Source organism: Ruegeria sp. YKSD163, from assembly GCF_059612905.1.
On record NZ_JBXWRM010000023.1, the window covers coordinates 39,265 to 56,523 of the forward strand.

The following is a 17,259-nucleotide window of genomic DNA, read 5'->3' on the forward strand; positions in this document are numbered from 1 at the left end:
CCGGCTCAGGGTTCAGAGCCCGAGCACATCGACCATGTCGTATTGGCCAGGGACCTTTCCCTGACCCCACAGCGCGGCCTTGAGCGCGCCGCGCGCGAACACAGCGCGGTCGGTGGCAACGTGGCGCAGCACGATCCGCTCGCCCGGCGCGGCGAAAAGCACATCATGTTCGCCCACGATGTCGCCGCCACGAATGGCGTGAAACCCGATATGGCCGCGCTGGCGCGCGCCGGTGATGCCATCGCGGGCGCGGTCGGCCACATCGTCCAGACGCACGCCGCGCCCTTCGGCGGCGGCCTCGCCCAGCATCAGCGCGGTCCCCGAAGGCGCATCGACCTTATGATGGTGATGCGCCTCGATTACCTCGATATCGAAATCCTCGTCCAGCGCGGCGGCCACCTTCTTGGTCAGCTGTACCAGCAGGTTGACGCCAAGGCTCATGTTGCCCGCCCGCACGATCACCGCATGACGCGCCGCCGGTTCCAGCGCCGCGATCTGTTCCGCCGTCATGCCGGTGGTGCCGATCACATGCACGCAACGCGCCTGCGCCGCGAGGGCGGCAAATTCCAGCGTCGCGGCGGGCGCGGTGAAGTCGATCACCGCCTGCGCCTGGGCAAATGCCTCGAGCGGGTCGTCGGTCACCGCAACGCCCAGCGCCTGACCGCCCATCGCCTCGCCCACATCGCGCCCGATCCAGTCGTGCCCGGGGCGTTCCAGCGCGCCCACCAGCCGCACCTTGTCGCTGTCGGTGACGATCCGTACCAGCATCTGGCCCATGCGTCCCGAGGCGCCGGTGATCACGATACCTGGAATATGAGTCATGGCATGGTCCTTCATTTCCTGCGCTTGATGCCTCCTACCGTGTTCGGCACCGCTTGGCAAAGCTTCGCTTTGCGCTTAGATCGAAGCCATGGCAAAGAACAAGTTCCACGATGGCCCCGGCCCGTCTCAGCGTCAGCTGCGTGTCGGCGAAGTGATCCGCCGCACACTTTCTGAGGTGCTGGCGCGCGGCGACGTGCATGACCCCGACCTGAACCGGATGTCGATCACCGTGGGCGAGGTGCGCACCTCTCCCGATCTCAAGATCGCCACCGCCTATGTGCTGCCGCTGGGCGGCAAGGGGCAAGAGGACGTGGTGCAGCTGCTCGCGCGCAACAAGGGAGAGTTGCGCCGGGTTGTCGGCAAGAAGCTGGGTCTGAAATTCACCCCCGAGCTGCGGTTCCGGCTGGACGAGACATTCGACCGGCTCGACGATACGCGGCGGATGTTCGATCAGGACGCGGTGCGCCGCGATCTGGACGAGTGATCCGGGCGGCGGCTGTCCTCGCCTTATTGACCGGCGCAGGTCAGGCAGCGGCGGTGGATTGCCGCGACCTGACCCATGACGGCAACCTTTATACCGTGTGCGAGGTGGATGCCCGCAGCGCGGATCTGCGGCTGTTTCTCAATGACGCGGACGGGACACTGCTGGGTCAGTTCTCGACCGTCGACCAGACGCTGCGGACCGAAGGCAAGCGGTTGGCCTTTGCCATGAACGCGGGCATGTATCACGACGACCGCTCGCCCGTCGGCCATTATGTCGAGGACGGGATCGAACAAAAGCGGGTGATCACCAATGCCGGGCCGGGCAATTTCGGCCTGCTGCCGAACGGGGTGTTCTGCCTGCGTACGGGCCGGGCGGATGTGATCGAAACGCTGGATTATCAGGCAGCGAAACCTGAATGCCGATTTGCCACCCAATCGGGGCCGATGCTGGTGATCGACGGGGCGCTGCATCCGCGGTTTCTGCCCGATTCGACCTCGCGCTATATCCGAAACGGGGTCGGCACCAGTGCCGACGGCGCGCGGGCGGTGTTTGCGATTTCGGGGAACTCGGTGACGTTTCACGAATTCGGAACCCTGTTCCGCGATGTACTGAAAACGCCAAACGCTCTCTATTTCGATGGCAACATCTCGCGCCTTTACGCGCCGTCGTTGAATCGTGCCGATCTGGGCTTTTCCATGGGCCCGATCGTTGGCGTCGCGGTCGACGATCGCTGAGCCAAATCCACGCAGCATAAATTGACAGCCCGGCCCGGATCAGATAGGTCGCGCGCCTCAGATCTGGACGAGGGCAGGATGGCACGCAAACGCAAGGGACGCGATATTTCGGGATGGCTGGTGGTGGACAAGCCCGCCGGCATGACCTCGACCGCCGTCGTAAACAAGGTCCGCTGGGCGCTGGGCGCCAACAAGGCTGGGCACGCCGGAACCCTCGACCCCGAGGCCACCGGCGTTCTGGCCATCGCGCTGGGCGAGGCGACAAAGACCGTTCCCTATATCACCGACGCGCTCAAGGCTTATGTCTTTACCGTGCGCCTGGGCCAAGCCACCAATACCGATGATGCCGAGGGCGAGGTGATCGCCTCCAGCGACTTGCGCCCCACTGATGAACAGATCAAGGAAGCGCTGGCACCGTTCCTGGGCGATATCATGCAGGTCCCACCCAAATTCTCGGCTGTCAAGATCGACGGCCAACGCGCCTATAAGCTGGCCCGCGACGGCGAAGATGTGGAACTGGCCGCCCGCCCACTCTGGGTCGAGGAACTGCTGATGGTGGACCGGCCCGACGCCGACCACGTTGTACTGGAAATGACCTGCGGCAAGGGCGGCTATGTCCGCTCGATCGCCCGCGACCTGGGTGTCGCGCTGGGCTGTCACGGCCATGTGCGCGGACTGCGCCGCATCTGGTCGGGCCCGTTCGAGGCCGAGGAGGGCATCACCATCGAGCAGATCGACGAGATGGCCAAGACGCCGGAACTTGACAGCTATCTGCGTCCGCTGGAGGAGGGTCTGGCCGACCTGCCCGAGCTCAAATGCAGCGCGGAAGGTGCCCAGCGCCTGCGTAACGGCAATCCCGGCATGGTCTATCCCGGTGACGCTGAATATGGCGACGAGGCCTGGGCCTCGTTCGAGGGGCGCGCGGTGGCGGTGGGAGTATACAAGTCCGGCGAGCTGCACCCGTCGCGCGTCTTCGCCTTGTCCGAGTAACCTCCGGGGCGTGACGCAAGGCGCAGCGCGTGCTAGGGCACGCCCATGATCACCCGTACCCATACCAAGGGCGACGCACCGTCGACCGCCATCTATTCCGACTGCGAGCGCTACCGCTACAGCCTGACCCGTGTCTGGGATCCAGCCGGGCGAAAGGCGCTGTTCGTGATGCTGAACCCTTCGACCGCGACCGAGGTGCAGAACGATCCAACGGTTGAACGCTGCGAGCGGCGGGCGCGCACACTGGGCTTTGGCGCCTTTCAGGTGACCAATATCTTTGCTTGGCGCGACACCGATCCCCGCAAAATGCGCGCTGCCGCCGATCCGGTCGGGCCAGAGAACGATGCGGCCATCCTGGCGGGCACCGAATGGGCAGATCAGATCGTCGCCGCCTGGGGCACGCATGGCGCCCATCTGGACCGGGGACCGGCAGTCGAACGCCTGCTGCGCGGCACCGGGCTGCCGCTGTTCCACCTGGGACTGACCAAGGACGGGCATCCCAAGCATCCGCTTTATATCGGCTATGCCCAGCAACCTGCGCTCTGGCCTGAACCCGGCACTCGTTAACCATCCATCCTGAACAGCTTTGACGAACCCCTTGCAATAGTGGGATATTTGCGGACAGGGGTGACGTGTGTCTGGAGTAGTGGGATGTTGATGCTCGCAGGTCTGTTGGGGCTGGCCGCTGTTGGCGGTGTCGTTCTCATGACGGGGGGAAGCGAAGAAAACGGTGATGACGAGCTTCTGCCGGAAGAGGACCAGCAGGAAAGCGAAAGCACCGAAACGCTGGGCATGATTTCCGGCGGCGCCGCGCCTGAACCTCTCTTGATGTCGGACGCCATCATCGGCGCTGACGGGCTTGTCCTGTCCGGCGGCAAGGCGGGCGACGTTCTGACCGGCGAAGACGGGGACGATCAGATCAACGGATATGACCTGAACGACACCATCGACGGGGTCGAAGGCAACGACACGCTGCATGGCGTCGACGGCGACGACGAGATCCGGGGCGGGGACGGGTTCGACCTGTTGCATGGCGAGGACGGCGATGACAGCCTGGATGGCGGCGCAGGCAATGACAACCTGTTCGGCCATTTCGGCGAGGACAAGATGCAAGGCGGCAGCGGCGACGACACCCTTTATGGCGGGCAGGATGACGACCTTCTGGATGGTGGCGACGACAACGACGCTTTGCATGGCGGATATGGCCACGACACCCTGTCCGGCGACGCGGGTCGGGACACCTTGTTCGGCGGTTTCGGCAATGATCTGATCCTCGGGGTCGAGGGACAAGATGGCACTCCGGCCGCGCCCGAAGACCAGGCGGTCGATTATCTCAATGGCGGGCAGGGCGACGACACGATCTGGGCCGGGGCAGGCGACATAGTCACCGGTGGCGACGGCGCCGACAACATCATCGCCGGCGACTGCTCGTCGGATGGCGCCCCCATCGAGGTCATGGATTTCGACTCTGACGAGGACCGCTTGATGGTGATCTGGGACGGCCCCGAGGGGCAAACCCCCGAGATCGAGATCAGCAGGGATGCCGAGAATCCCGACATCAGTCGAGTCACCGTGGACGGGCACGAGGTTGCGCTGCTGCGAGGTGGTGCACCAGACGGTGTCGGCGATATCGTGCTGGCACGTCCGGGCGACCTGCCTCTTGCCGGCACCGCCGCCTGAGCTGCACGCGCAGAAAGCCTTTGCTCTCTCTGACTATTCCGCGTATACGCGCGCATCCGCATCGGAATCGCTCTGATGCCGACCCTCTCCATGGGCCTGTGCTGGACGACATCCCGGCCTGCGCCATTCACTCTAACCTGACAAGGAGACCCCGATGTCGATCACTGCCGAAGAAAAAGCACGCGTGATGAAGGAATATGGCACCAAGGAAGGCGACACCGGTTCGCCCGAGGTCCAGGTTGCCATCCTCAGCTCGCGCATCTCGACCCTGACCGAGCATTTCAAGACCCACAAGAAAGACAACCACGGCCGCCGTGGTCTTCTCAAGCTCGTGGCTCAGCGCCGCAAGCTGCTGGACTATCTGAAAGGCAAGGACGAAGCCCGCTATCAGTCGCTGATCGAGCGTCTGGGCCTGCGCCGTTAATCGGGTCCGAAATCGGATTTGGGAAAGCGCCCGCCTCTGGCGGGCGTTTTTCGTTTCCCGATGCCGATCCGGTCAGGCCCCGTAGCGCGCCAGAAATGTATCGACGGCGGCCAAAGCCACCTCGTTGATCTCGGCCTGGGTGAACCGGGTCTGGATGCCAAATACGGCACGTGTCCACAGACGCGTCTTGCACAGTTCCAAGAGCTGCTCGGCGGCCATCGGAACATCGCGGATCACCAGTTCGCCCTTTTCCACCGCCTTTTCCAGATACTCACAAATCTGGCGCTGCCCGTTCTCGGGACCCGCCGCATAAAAGGCACGCGCCAGTTCGGGGAAACGTTCACGCTCGGCGAGGCAGATGCGGAACACCTGCTGCGCAAAATCCGACGTCAGAAATGCCACCAGTTGGGTCGCGGTGATGGTCAGCACCTCGCGCGCGGGGCGCGTTTCATCGACCATCGCCAGAATGCGCTCGGCCATCAGCTGACACTCGGTCTGCGCCACCTCGACGAACAGCAGCCGTTTGTCGGGAAAGTAGCTATAGAGCGTCGCTTTGGAGACCCCAGCCGCGCGGGCAATGTCATCGACATTGGCACCTTCGAACCCGTCGCTCATGAACACGTCGCGCGCACCCCTGAGCACCTGGTCGAATTTGCGTCCCGTGCGCAGGATGGTCGCAGCCTGGGTCATTCCATCTCCACTGATATTCGGTTTTTTCAACCTATTTTGCGACGGGTGGAATTTCAACGATTCGGGCGAAACGGGTTGCAACCGCGTTGGCCCGCGCTATCTTGGAATCATTCTAAAACAGAGGTCGAGCATGCGGTTTCTCTCCTATCGCAAACACTTCCGCGATCTGTCGGAACAAGAGGTTATCGCCTTGGCGATCTCGTCTGAAGAGGACGATGCTCGCATTTACCGGTCGTATGCCGAGATGTTGCGTGCCGACTACCCGGCCACGGCCAAGTTGTTCGACGGCATGGCCGCCGAAGAAGATCAGCACCGCGCCCAACTGATTGCCCTGCACGAACGACGCTTTGGCGCGGTGATCCCGCTGATCCGGCGCGAGCATGTCGCAGGCTACTATGCGCGGAGACCCGTCTGGCTGGTCGAAAACCTCGGGATCGAACGAATTCGCACCGAGGCGACCGCGATGGAGCGCGATGCGGAGCGGTTTTATCTGGCCGCTGCCGCCCGCTCGACCGATGCCGCCACCCGCAAGCTGCTGGGAGATCTGGCCGCTGCAGAGGCGGGGCATCAGGCCACCGCGTCCGACCTTGAGTCGACCCATCTCGACGACGAGACCCGCGCGACAGAAGAAGCAACCGCCCATCGCCAGTTCATCCTGACCTGGGTACAGCCGGGGCTGGCCGGGCTGATGGACGGGTCGGTGTCGACACTGGCACCGATCTTTGCCACCGCATTCGCCACCCAGGATACCTGGACAACCTTTCTGGTCGGTGTTGCCGCCTCGGTCGGGGCCGGCATCTCGATGGGCTTTACCGAGGCCGCCTCGGATGATGGCGAATTGTCGGGCCGGGGCTCTCCGATCAAGCGCGGCTTTGCCTCGGGCATCATGACGACGCTGGGCGGGCTGGGCCATGCCCTGCCCTATCTGATCCCCGATTTCTGGACCGCGACCAGCATCGCCATCTTCATCGTGTTTTTCGAGCTTTGGGCCATCGCCTGGATCCAGAACAAATATATGGAAACGCCGTTCTTCCGCGCGGCGTTCCAGGTGGTGGTGGGGGGTGCGCTGGTATTGGCCGCCGGGGTTCTGATCGGCAGCGGCTAGCGGCCTTGTCATCCGGTCAAATCATGTTACCAATTTCGAATGGTCGAGATCTTTCTGCGCACATTGCCGTTCTTCGTGATCATCGGCCTGGGATTCTGGGCCGGTCGCACGCGGTTTTTCACGCCCGAGGCGACCGCCTATCTGACCAAGTTCGTGTTCTTCTTTGCCCTGTCGGCGATGCTGTTCCGGTTTGCCGCCACCCTGCCCTTTGCCGAAATCTTCAACGGGCAATTGGTGATGGGCTATCTCTGGGGCACCGCCGGGGTCTATGGCATCGCCTCACTGGTCGCATTCCTGCGCAAGCTCGACGTGCCGACCGCAGCGGTCGAGGCGCAATGCGCAGCCATCGGCAATGTCGGCTTTTTGGGCCTGCCGATGCTGGCCATGCTGTTTGGTGAGGCGGCGATCGGCCCGGTGATGCTGGTCCTGTCGGTCGATCTGATCGTGTTTTCCTCGCTCATCGTGATCCTGATCAATGGCGGGCGTGACGGGCGGCTTAGTCTGGGGACGCTGCGCCTGATCGGTCTGGGGCTGCTCAAGAACCCGATGATCGTCAGCATCACCGCCGGACTGATCTGGTCGTCGCTGCGCTTGCCGATCCCCGGACCGCTGAACGATTTTCTGACCATTCTCGGTGGGGCGGCGACCCCCGGCGCGCTGTTCGCCATTGGCGCCTCGCTGGCTGGACGCTCGGCCGAACGGGTGCAGATCGCCGCCTGGCTGAGCCTGTGCAAGCTGATCATCCACCCGGTTCTGGTGGCACTGGCGGTCTTGTGGGTGTTCCCGGTCGATGCGTTCTCGGCCTCGGTCGCGATTGCCGCCGCAGCGCTGCCGGTGGCGGGCAATGTCTATATGCTGGCCGCCCATTACGGGGTGGCGCCACAACGCGCCTCTGCGGCGATCCTGCTGTCCACTGCCGTGTCGATCCTGACCGTACCCGCCTTTATCGCCTGGGTCAGTGCCGTCTGATCAGCAACGATTGCGGTTCGGATGATGATATTATATGCGGTGTTTTGAATGCATTAGGAGATCTCTATGTTTCCCGCCCGGTTCGCTCCCCTGCTCTCTGCCGCGATCATGTCCGGCCTGATGTCTTGTATCGTGACATGCGTGGCCACCGTCCGAGCTGTCGGAGTAGCTCCGGGCATGGCCGCCAAATGGATGAGCGCCTGGATGCTGGCCTGGCCCATCGCGCTGGTGGTGCTGCTGTTCGTGGCGCCGTTGACCCGTCGTCTGGTCGCCGCCCTGGTGCGCAGCGAAACCTGAACCCGGCCAGGTCAGGTTGACGGGGCGCCACGCGAACCGCGTGCAGCGGACGCTAATGTGCCTCGGCCCAGTTGGCGCCCCGGCCCGCATCCACCACCAGCCGCACATCCAGTCGCACCGCCGGATCAGCGGCGCCCTCCATCACGTCGCGAGCTGCGGCGATGGTGTCCTCGACAGCGTCCTCTGCCACTTCGAACAGAAGTTCGTCATGCACCTGAAGCAGCATTTTTGCCGGCAGGTCGCGAATGGCATCCGGCATCCGCACCATGGCGCGGCGGATCACGTCGGCCGCCGTGCCCTGAATCGGGGCGTTGATCGCGGCGCGGCGGGCAAAGCCTGCATGTGGCCCCTTGGCGTTGATCTCGGGCGTATGGATGCGCCGGCCGAACAGGGTCTGTACATAGCCATGCTCCTTGGCAAAGGCGATGGTGTCGTCCATGTAGGTCCGGATGCCGGGGAAACGCTCGAAATAGCGGTCGATGAATTCCTGCGCCTCGGCGCGCGGAATGCGCAGGTTGCGCGCCAGGCCAAAGCCCGAGATGCCGTAGATCACGCCGAAGTTGATCGCCTTGGCGCGACGGCGGATCTCAGGCGTCATTTCCGCAAGCGGCACGTCGAACATCTCGGACGCGGTCATTGAGTGGATGTCGAGCCCGTCGGCAAACGCCTGTTTCAACGCCGGGATATCGGCGATATGGGCGAGGATGCGCAACTCGATCTGGGAATAGTCGAGGCTGAGCAGAACATTGCCCGGCTCGGCCACAAAGGCCTCGCGGATGCGGCGGCCTTCTTCGGTGCGGACGGGGATGTTTTGCAGGTTCGGGTCGGTCGAGGCCAACCGCCCGGTATTGGCGCCAGTGATCGAATAAGAAGTATGGACCCGCCCGGTATCGGGGTTGATATGGGTCTGAAGCGCGTCGGTATAGGTCGATTTCAGCTTGCTCAGCTGCCGCCAGTCAAGGATGCGCGCGGGCAGCTCGTGTTCGGTCGCCAGATCCTCGAGCACATCCGCCGGGGTCGAATACTTGCCCGTCTTGCCCTTCTTGCCACCTTCGAGCGACATCTTGTCGAACAGGATCTCGCCCACCTGCGCGGGCGAGCCGACGTTGAACGGTTCGCCGGCCAGGTCGTGAATCTCGGCCTCGAGCCCCGCCATCTTTTGCGCAAATGCGTTCGACATCCGACTTAGAACATCGCGGTCGACCTTGATGCCATGCATCTCCATCTCGGCCAGCACCGGCACCAGCGGGCGTTCCAGCGTTTCATAGACTGTGGTGACCTGCGCGCGGTGCAGCTGCGGTTTGAACAGCTGCCAGAGCCGCAGGGTGATATCGGCATCCTCGGCGGCATAGGCGGTGGCCTCGTCTATCGGTACCTTGTCAAAGGTGATCGCCGATTTGCCCGAGCCCAGCAGCGGTTTGATCGGGATCGGCGTATGGCTGAGATAGCGTTCGCTGAGCGTATCCATCCCATGCCCATGCAGCCCGCCATGCATGGCGTATGACAGCAGCATAGTGTCATCGATCGGCGACACCGCAACGCCGTAGCGGGCAAAGATCTTGGCATCATATTTCATGTTCTGCCCGATCTTGAGGATCGCGGGATCCTCGAGCACCGGTTTCAGCAGATCGAGCGCCTCTTGCAGCGGCATCTGCTCATCGGCCAGCTTGTCCGAGCCAAAGAGATCACCCGCGTCGCCATCGCGATGGGTCAGCGGGATGTAACAGGCGGCACCCGGCTCAATCGCCAGCGAGATACCGACCAGATCGGCGGTCATCTCGTTCAGGCCAGTGGTTTCGGTATCGACCGCGACCCAGCCCCGCTCGCGGGCTTGGGCGATCCATTTTTCCAGTGTCGCCGCATCGCGCACGCATTCGTATTTTGACGCATTAAAGGGCGGCTGTTCGGGCGCGGGCGCATCCTCTGTCGCGGGGGCCGGGGCCTCGGTAATAACCGGCGCTTCGGCACCCAGCTTGTCGGCGATCCGCTTGGTCAGGGTGCGGAACTCCATCTCGGCCAGAAAGCCCAGAAGCGTATCGGGGTCCGGGTCGCGCAGTTCCAGATCGTCCAGCGTGAAATCGAGCGGGGTGTTGGCGTCGAGCGCGACCAGACGTTTCGACAGTTCGATCTGCGCGCGCATGTCGATCAGGGTCTGGCGGCGCTTGGGTTGTTTGATCTCTTCGGCGCGGTCCAAGAGGTCTTCGAGCGAGCCAAATTCGTTGATCAGCAGCGCCGCGGTCTTGACGCCGATGCCGGGGGCGCCGGGCACGTTGTCGACGCTGTCGCCTGCCAGCGCCTGCACATCGACAACGCGGTCAGGGAAGACGCCGAATTTCTCGAACACGCCGTCGCGGTCGATGCGCTTGTTCTTCATGGCGTCGAACATCTCGACCCCGTCGCCCACCAGCTGCATCAGGTCCTTGTCGGAACTGACGATGGTCACCCGTCCGCCCGCATCGCGAGCCTGATGCGACAGGGTGGCGATGATGTCGTCGGCCTCGTACCCTTCCAGCTCCTTGCAGGGGATGTTGAACGCCTCGGTCGCCTGGCGGGTCAGCGGGATCTGCGGACGCAGGTCCTCGGGCATCGCCTCGCGGTTGGCCTTGTAAAGGTCGTAGAGGTCGTTGCGGAACGTATGGCTGCCCTTGTCGAAGATCACCGCCAGATGGGTCGGCGCATCGGGACCATGATCACCATCGACATAGCGTTGCAGCATGTTGCAGAAGCCCGAGACCGCCCCGATGGGCAGGCCGTCGGATTTGCGCGTCAGCGGTGGCAGCGCGTGATAGGCACGAAAGATAAAGGCCGATCCGTCGATCAGATGCAGATGGCAACCCTTGCCGAAAGTGCTCATGCCCGTCTCTCCCTCATTCGCGCGACGCTCCTGTCCTGCCACGGAACGGAGCGGGTTTCCAGCAGCCAAAGGCAACACGGTCGTTTGGCGCGGTCAGGGTCATACGAGCGGTGACGGAATTTTGAAAAAATTCCGGTTCAGAAAATCCCATTTTCTGAATCATTTTCTTTGCAAGAAAATGATTGCGCCCGTCAGTTGGACTCGCGCCCCTTCAATACGTATTTGCAATCGCAATAGGGGCATTCGACCCAACCGTTATCCTCGGGGATCTGCAACCAGACGCGCGGGTGTCCCAAAGCGCCTTCGCCCCCGTCACAGGCAACGCGGCTTTTTTCAACGATCTTGGTTTCCGGCGCTTGGATGGTCATCGCGGGGGCCTTTCTTCAGGTTGTCGGCACTGCGGACATGGATTAGGTCCGTTTATGAGCGACAAGGCGAGCAGGAGCAAGAGCCGCGCATGACCGAAGACGCAATCCGGATCGAGGGTCTGACCAAGACCTATCGCGGCAGTCACGGACAGCCGGAAAAGCAGGCTCTGAAAGGGATCGACCTGAGCGTGCCGCGCGGCTCTGTCTTTGGCCTGCTGGGCCCGAATGGGGCGGGGAAATCCACTTTGATCAACATCCTTGCCGGGCTGGTCACCAAGACCTCTGGCAGGGTCACGATCTGGGGGTTTGACCAGGATCAGAACCCGCGCCAGTCGCGCGCCGCCATCGGGGTGATGCCACAAGAGTTGAACCTCGACCCGTTCTTCACCCCGCGTGCCGCGCTGGAAGTTCAGGCCGGTCTATACGGTGTGCCCAAGTCGCGGCGCTGGAGCGACGAAATCCTCGCCATGATCGGCCTGACAGACAAGGCCGAGGCCTATGCTCGTACCCTGTCTGGGGGCATGCGACGGCGGCTGTTGCTGGGCAAGGCGCTGGTGCACCGACCGCAGGTTCTTGTGCTGGACGAACCCACCGCCGGGGTCGATATCGAGTTGCGCCAGATGCTTTGGAGCAATGTGCGCAAACTGAACGACGAAGGCATGACCATCATCCTGACCACCCATTACCTGGAAGAGGCACAGGAGATGTGTGATCAGATTGCCATCATAAACCAAGGTCAGGTGGTGGCGCGGGACAGCACCGCCAACCTGCTCGACCGCCTCGACGCGCGCGCGATGATAATCTTGCCCGAGGGGCCATTGACCAACATGCCCAAGGGTCCGGGGATCGAGGCCGAAGCGCGCGCCGACGGCACTCTGGCATTGCGCTATCACAGCCAGAGCACCAGCGCGGAGGCTGTGCTGGAAGCGGTCCGCTCCGCTGGCATCCGCATTCGCGACGTGCGCACCGAACAGGCCGATCTCGAGGATGTTTTCCTGGCACTGACGTCATCAGCCTGACCTGCCCCGATCATACCCGGTCGATCCGTGCCTGGTAACAGTTGTTGCGGGCCGATCGCACATGCGCATAGGCAACATCAGGTCGTCTCAGCATCGTCTTTGCCGCCTCTAGCAAACCGTCCGCCAGCACCACCTGCCCTGTGCCATAGACGATGCGGTCGTCACGCCCATAGCCCTTGATCAGGTAGTCGGGCGAACTGGTCAGCACCTCGGGCAACGGGGTGTCCTCGGCATGGCGGTTACAGGGTTCGGCGCAGACAAAGATCGGCCCTGTCTCGGCATAGGGGTGCAGCCCGTCAAACGGGCGATGCGCCAGGATCAGCATCGGCGCCCCCTGCGGTATGTAGCGCAGGCAATGACGGCATGGGTTGCCAACCCCGTCTGATAGGGCGCGTTCGGGGTGGTTGCCATAGGCGTCGGTTGCGCCTTTCTGCCAGGCGCGGACGGTTTCAGTTGCCAATGCGGTGATGCGGATCATGAGGCTCTCCTGTCTGAACACAGCGCTGGTATCGCGCAACAAGCCTGTGACCGCGACCCGGTTCCTGCGGGTTCAGCCGCAGGACAGCCGGGTCACCATTCCCGTCTTGTCCGTCGAGACGTTCAGTCGATTGGGTCTGTAATCCTGCGTGACAAGACTATCGGGGCCGATCACGCGGGCGCCTTCGGGTAGAAGGTAACTGATTTCGGCAACCGGCTGTCCGACGATGTCCCCAAGTTCATCCCCCTTGCAAAAGCTGAGATCGACTGGCGCCGGCTCCTCTGTGAGAGGTTCCTCGACCTGAGCTGCACAGGCGACGATCAACAGAAAGATCGGGATAAATCGATACATTGGCGTTCCTTTTTTGACAAATGTCGGTTCCGTGTGGTCAGGTGCGGTCGGAACCTGACACGAAACCGGTATCAAAGAAAACCGGCTTCAGGGTCGGGACGCAAAGGATCGGGACAAGGAGAGACGAGATGCGGACGCGCGCGGCGGTAGCGATTGAGGCGGGCAAGCCCCTGGAAGTGATGGAGGTGAACCTCGAAGGGCCGAAGGCCGGCGAGGTTCTGGTGGAGATCAAGGCGACCGGCATCTGTCACACCGACGAATTCACCCTCTCGGGCGCCGATCCCGAGGGGCTGTTCCCGGCCATTCTGGGTCACGAGGGCGCGGGCGTGGTGCTCGAAGTCGGGCCCGGCGTCACCAGCCTGAAACCCGGCGACCACGTGATCCCGCTCTACACCCCCGAATGCCGCCAGTGCGAGTATTGCCTGTCGGGCAAGACCAACCTGTGCCAGGCCATTCGCACGACGCAAGGCAAGGGCCTGATGCCCGACGGCACCACCCGGTTTTCCATGCTCGATGGTACGCCGATCCTGCATTACATGGGCTGCTCAACCTTTTCCAACCACACTGTCCTGCCCGAGATCGCGCTGGCCAAGGTGCGCCCGGACGCGCCGTTCGACAAGATCTGCTATATCGGTTGTGGCGTCACCACCGGCATCGGCGCGGTGATCAACACCGCCAAGGCCGAGATCGGCTGCCGCGCGGTGGTGTTCGGCCTGGGCGGCATCGGTCTGAACGTGATCCAGGGCCTGCGGCTGGCGGGCGCCGACCAGATCGTGGGCGTCGACCTGAACCCCGACAAGGTGGAAATGGCCAAGCGCTTTGGCATGACCGATTTCGTCAACCCGACCGAGGTCGAGGGCGATATGGTGGCGCATCTGGTCGAGCTGACCAAAGGCGGCGCCGATTACTCGTTCGATGCGACCGGCAATGTGCAGGTGATGCGCACCGCGCTGGAATGCGCGCACAAGGGCTGGGGCGAGAGCATCATCATCGGCGTGGCGCCGGCGGGGGCCGAGATCTCGACCCGTCCGTTCCAGCTGGTCACGGGCCGGGTGTGGAAGGGCACCGCATTCGGCGGCGCCAAGGGCCGGACGGATGTGCCCAAGATCGTGGACTGGTACATGGACGGCAAGATCGAGATCGACCCGATGATCACCCACACGCTGAGCCTCGACGAGATCAACAAGGGCTTTGACCTGATGCATGCCGGCGAAAGCATCCGCTCCGTCGTCGTCTACTGAACCCATACCGGCGCCCAAAAAGGGCGCCGGTCACGAGGGGTGCGGGCTCATCATATGGATGGCGCCATCGGCATCGGGTCTGTGAGACGCTTACCGGGCGGTTGATTCGCTGGCCTCTTTAACTTCTTCGGCCACCGCCTCAACCGCGTCTTCGGTGGCGACCTCCGACTCGAACTCGACTTCATCAGCCTCGGGCGCCTTCTGTTCGATGGCGCCAACAATCAGCGGCAGCATGTTCGCCGTTGTTGTCGCGCTGATATCGGTATCCTGTGGCGCCCGCCAGCTAAGCGTATCGAAGCTGTTGCAGTTCCCGCAAACCGGTGCCCATGCGGCATGGATATGCTGGCAGCTGTCGCAGACCCATTGCGGCCCGCGCGGCGCGGTCAACGCACGCGCCAGCCAGCCCTGCACCACCGCGTCCGAGGCGCCCTCGCCCCGCTCGATCGCGGCCATCAACGTATAGGCGCGCGCATCGGGGGAGTGTTCCAGCAGATCGCCCAGCGCCCGGCGCGCCTCGGGGAAATCCTCGGCGACGATGTTCAGCTCGGCCATCATCAGCCGGGTTTCTGCGTGCTGCGGATGTGCCTTGGCCAAGGCGGCGAAACGCTTGATCCGCGCGGCGGGCATCTCATCCGGTGCGATCTCGGCAAAAGCATGGGCCAGATCGGGATGCGGCTGTACCTGCCAGGCCTTGGTCAGGATCTTGGCCGCGTATTTTGGTTTGCCCTTGGCAATATGGGCGCGGGCCGCCATGGCCGCCGCCGGGATCAGGTCGGGGGACAGGCGATTGGCCTCGATGGCGCGTTCCTGTTGGTCGACACTTGCGGTCTCGGACAGAAGATCGCGCGCCTCGGAGAGCGCCAGCACCGCATCGCGACGCTTGTACACGTCGCGCGGCAGCGTGCCGGACTTCAGCTTCGAGGTCAGCGTTGCCCGCGCGCCGGCCCAGTCCTGGGCCCGGGTTTGCAGCGTCAGCAGAACGTCCTGGGTTTCTTCGTGGCGAGGCTTCAACGCCAGCGCCTTTTCGGCCAGCTTGCGGGCGGTCTCGTCATCGCCCTCGGCCAGTTTCTGCTTCATGATCCCGCGCACCCCGACAAACCGAGTGCTCTGATCGGTGACCAGCTTGCGATAGGTTTCTGCCGCCTTCTTGGTGTCGCCAGTCATCTCGGCGGCCTGCGCCACCAGCAGATTGGTCAGTTCCGGTTTCTGCAACAGCTTCTCGGCGCGCGCGGCCTTGGCCATGGCGATCCGCCCCTCGCCCGAGGCCAGCGCCATCAGCCCCTCGGTCAGCGCCTGATAGCCGCGTCGTTCACGCCCCCGGTCGAAATAGCGCGACAGGGCGGTTTCATCCCCGTTGAGGAATTTCAGCGTGGCGATCAGCAGCGTCAGCAGTTTGAAGAACAGCCAGACCGCCACCACCAGCAGACCGAAACCGATCACCGATTGCAGCGGCCCCAGCGTGTATTCGGTGCCTGCGACGGTGATCTGAACACCGCCGCTTGCCTCCATCAGGAAACCGGCGCCCAGTGCCAGCAATGCGATGATCGCGACGAAAACCAGGATCTTGAGCAATGACCACAGCATGGGCTGTCCTTCAGTTCGAGTTCAGGCTTTGCGCCAGCGTATCCGCTGCCGCAATCGCTTGGTGGCGGCTGCTGGCCTGGGCAACCCAGTCAGCAAGGGCCGCCTGCGCCGTCTCGGGCAAGCCCGCGACAAGATCAAGCGCCGATGCCAAATCGCCAGAGGTCACCGCCGCCTCGGCCCGCGACAGCACCGCGTCGGGGTCATCACCCGCGCGGGGCGTGACCGAGCGGGCGCCGGTCTGGCGTTCCAGGAAAGCCAACAGGCCGGTGCCCTTGGTCGTTTCCCGCAGGTCGGCGAGCGCGGCCCGGGCGGCGGGCGGGAAGGTGTCACGCAACACAGCCAGCGAGGCGACTCCGTCGGCGGCCGGGCCGGACAATGCCGGGGGGATGTCGATCCCGGCAGCGGTCAGCGCCGCCAGCGGTTCGGCATAGGGTGCACCTGCCTCAAGCTGGCCACGCAGTTGCGCCAGAGCACCGCGATTGGCGGCCAGTTGCGCATCGGCGGCGGCGGTTGCCTTCAGCGCCTGCGCATCGGCCACCATCTGTTCGACCTCGGCACGCTGCGCCGCCAGCGCCTCGCGCGTGCGGGCCAGTTCGGCATCGTAGGCGGCAACTACCTCGGGCGAGGCACCTTCGGCGACCGGGCGGGTTTCAATCTCGGACAGGCGGGCAGCCAGTGCCGTCAGGTCCTGCGCATGGCTATCGGTACGGCTGGTCAGGTCCTTGGCAGTGGAGGCAAGCGGTGCAAGCTGGGCGGAGAGATCGCCCAGTTGTGCGGACAGGCCCGAGGTATCGGGCATTTCGATCTTGCCGATATCGGATTTCAGGGCGCTCAGCTCTGCCTGCTGCCGATCAAGTTTCGATTGAAGCGCAGCAATAGCCTCGGCACCGTCCGATACGCGCAGGCCTGGGGGCAGCAGAGGGTCAATCAGGTCGGCACGTCCGGCCAGAAAACCCAGCACTGCCGCGACGATGCCGCCGATCAGGGCCGGGGCGAAACCACCGCGCCGCGGCTCGGCCTGTGGCGCAGGCTGTGGGTCATGCTCGGGCGCGTGGGTAGCTTCGGCTTCGGCTTCGGCTTCGGCTTCGGCTTCGGCTTCGGCTTCGGCTTCGGCTTCGGCTTCGGCTTCGGCTTCGGCTTCGGCTTCGGCTTCGGCTTCGGCTTCGGCT

The 17,259-nt window shown here is 63.6% G+C and carries 20 protein-coding genes; 11 read left to right on the forward strand and 9 right to left on the reverse strand.

The window, feature by feature from the left end; all coding sequences use genetic code 11:
- Window positions 1-12 precede the first annotated feature (12 nt).
- On the reverse strand, window positions 13-822 hold the full coding sequence (dapB, locus tag AC2FNA_RS21085) for a 4-hydroxy-tetrahydrodipicolinate reductase (protein WP_496829950.1): 810 nt from the start codon (window positions 820-822) through the stop codon (window positions 13-15).
- 88 nt (window positions 823-910) lie between these two features.
- Here dapB and rbfA point away from each other — a divergent pair, with 88 nt between their 5' ends.
- The 6 genes from rbfA (at window position 911) to rpsO (ending at window position 5,134) form a co-directional block, all read left to right on the forward strand.
- On the forward strand, window positions 911-1,306 hold the full coding sequence (gene rbfA / locus AC2FNA_RS21090) for a 30S ribosome-binding factor RbfA (protein WP_496829951.1): 396 nt from the start codon (window positions 911-913) through the stop codon (window positions 1,304-1,306).
- Window positions 1,303-2,040 (forward strand): phosphodiester glycosidase family protein, encoded by a 738-nt coding sequence (locus AC2FNA_RS21095; protein ID WP_496829953.1) that lies wholly within the window; start codon window positions 1,303-1,305, stop codon window positions 2,038-2,040. The genes rbfA and AC2FNA_RS21095 overlap by 4 nt, the downstream gene beginning before the upstream one ends.
- Before the next feature lie 78 nt (window positions 2,041-2,118).
- On the forward strand, window positions 2,119-3,030 hold the full coding sequence (gene truB, locus AC2FNA_RS21100; protein WP_496829955.1) for a tRNA pseudouridine(55) synthase TruB: 912 nt from the start codon (window positions 2,119-2,121) through the stop codon (window positions 3,028-3,030).
- 45 nt (window positions 3,031-3,075) lie between these two features.
- A complete protein-coding gene (locus AC2FNA_RS21105; protein ID WP_496829957.1) occupies window positions 3,076-3,597 on the forward strand; it encodes a DUF1643 domain-containing protein in 522 nt (173 codons plus the stop codon).
- Window positions 3,598-3,681: 84 nt separating this feature from the next.
- Window positions 3,682-4,710, forward strand: a complete 1,029-nt coding sequence (locus AC2FNA_RS21110; protein ID WP_496829959.1) for a calcium-binding protein — start codon at window positions 3,682-3,684, stop codon at window positions 4,708-4,710.
- A 154-nt stretch (window positions 4,711-4,864) separates the two neighbouring features.
- Window positions 4,865-5,134 carry a 30S ribosomal protein S15 gene (gene rpsO / locus AC2FNA_RS21115; protein WP_234145791.1) on the forward strand — a complete coding sequence of 90 codons (270 nt, stop codon included), beginning with the start codon at window positions 4,865-4,867 and terminating at the stop codon, window positions 5,132-5,134.
- A gap of 72 nt (window positions 5,135-5,206) precedes the next feature.
- Here the strand turns inward: rpsO and AC2FNA_RS21120 are convergent, their stop codons facing one another.
- Window positions 5,207-5,824 carry a TetR/AcrR family transcriptional regulator gene (locus AC2FNA_RS21120; RefSeq protein WP_496829962.1) on the reverse strand — a complete coding sequence of 206 codons (618 nt, stop codon included), beginning with the start codon at window positions 5,822-5,824 and terminating at the stop codon, window positions 5,207-5,209.
- A gap of 130 nt (window positions 5,825-5,954) precedes the next feature.
- Here AC2FNA_RS21120 and mbfA point away from each other — a divergent pair, with 130 nt between their 5' ends.
- The 3 genes from mbfA (at window position 5,955) to AC2FNA_RS21135 (ending at window position 8,195) form a co-directional block, all read left to right on the forward strand.
- Window positions 5,955-6,929: an iron exporter MbfA gene (mbfA, locus tag AC2FNA_RS21125; RefSeq protein WP_496829964.1), complete on the forward strand. Its 975-nt coding sequence runs from the start codon at window positions 5,955-5,957 to the stop codon at window positions 6,927-6,929.
- Between the two features lie 39 nt (window positions 6,930-6,968).
- The gene (locus tag AC2FNA_RS21130; protein WP_234221965.1) at window positions 6,969-7,898 is read left to right on the forward strand and encodes an AEC family transporter; all 930 of its coding nucleotides are present in this window, start codon (window positions 6,969-6,971) and stop codon (window positions 7,896-7,898) included.
- Window positions 7,899-7,964: 66 nt separating this feature from the next.
- Window positions 7,965-8,195, forward strand: a complete 231-nt coding sequence (locus AC2FNA_RS21135) for a DUF2798 domain-containing protein (RefSeq protein ID WP_234145787.1) — start codon at window positions 7,965-7,967, stop codon at window positions 8,193-8,195.
- A 52-nt stretch (window positions 8,196-8,247) separates the two neighbouring features.
- Here AC2FNA_RS21135 and polA read toward each other — a convergent pair whose 3' ends face one another.
- From polA to AC2FNA_RS21150, 3 genes are read right to left on the reverse strand one after another with little or no spacing between them, the layout of a single operon-like run.
- Window positions 8,248-11,049: a DNA polymerase I gene (gene polA, locus AC2FNA_RS21140; RefSeq protein ID WP_496829967.1), complete on the reverse strand. Its 2,802-nt coding sequence runs from the start codon at window positions 11,047-11,049 to the stop codon at window positions 8,248-8,250.
- Between the two features lie 13 nt (window positions 11,050-11,062).
- Entirely contained in the window at window positions 11,063-11,212 is a 150-nt protein-coding gene (locus AC2FNA_RS21145) for a hypothetical protein (protein ID WP_496829969.1), read from the reverse strand.
- 28 nt (window positions 11,213-11,240) lie between these two features.
- A complete protein-coding gene (locus tag AC2FNA_RS21150; protein WP_496829971.1) occupies window positions 11,241-11,417 on the reverse strand; it encodes a zinc-finger domain-containing protein in 177 nt (58 codons plus the stop codon).
- An 89-nt stretch (window positions 11,418-11,506) separates the two neighbouring features.
- Here AC2FNA_RS21150 and AC2FNA_RS21155 point away from each other — a divergent pair, with 89 nt between their 5' ends.
- The gene (locus AC2FNA_RS21155) at window positions 11,507-12,436 is read left to right on the forward strand and encodes an ABC transporter ATP-binding protein (RefSeq protein WP_496829973.1); all 930 of its coding nucleotides are present in this window, start codon (window positions 11,507-11,509) and stop codon (window positions 12,434-12,436) included.
- A gap of 10 nt (window positions 12,437-12,446) precedes the next feature.
- Here AC2FNA_RS21155 and AC2FNA_RS21160 read toward each other — a convergent pair whose 3' ends face one another.
- On the reverse strand, window positions 12,447-12,914 hold the full coding sequence (locus AC2FNA_RS21160; protein WP_496829975.1) for a DUF1203 domain-containing protein: 468 nt from the start codon (window positions 12,912-12,914) through the stop codon (window positions 12,447-12,449).
- 72 nt (window positions 12,915-12,986) lie between these two features.
- Entirely contained in the window at window positions 12,987-13,265 is a 279-nt protein-coding gene (locus tag AC2FNA_RS21165; RefSeq protein WP_496829977.1) for an I78 family peptidase inhibitor, read from the reverse strand.
- Window positions 13,266-13,393: 128 nt separating this feature from the next.
- On the opposite strand from AC2FNA_RS21165, the gene AC2FNA_RS21170 reads away from it, so the two are divergent.
- The gene (locus AC2FNA_RS21170) at window positions 13,394-14,506 is read left to right on the forward strand and encodes an S-(hydroxymethyl)glutathione dehydrogenase/class III alcohol dehydrogenase (RefSeq protein ID WP_496829979.1); all 1,113 of its coding nucleotides are present in this window, start codon (window positions 13,394-13,396) and stop codon (window positions 14,504-14,506) included.
- 90 nt (window positions 14,507-14,596) lie between these two features.
- Here the strand turns inward: AC2FNA_RS21170 and AC2FNA_RS21175 are convergent, their stop codons facing one another.
- Together AC2FNA_RS21175 and AC2FNA_RS21180 are read right to left on the reverse strand one after the other, a co-directional pair.
- Window positions 14,597-16,090: a heme biosynthesis protein HemY gene (locus AC2FNA_RS21175; protein WP_496829981.1), complete on the reverse strand. Its 1,494-nt coding sequence runs from the start codon at window positions 16,088-16,090 to the stop codon at window positions 14,597-14,599.
- Between the two features lie 10 nt (window positions 16,091-16,100).
- Window positions 16,101-17,259: hypothetical protein (locus AC2FNA_RS21180; protein WP_496829982.1), on the reverse strand; the 1,159-nt coding region annotated here is incomplete at its 5' end.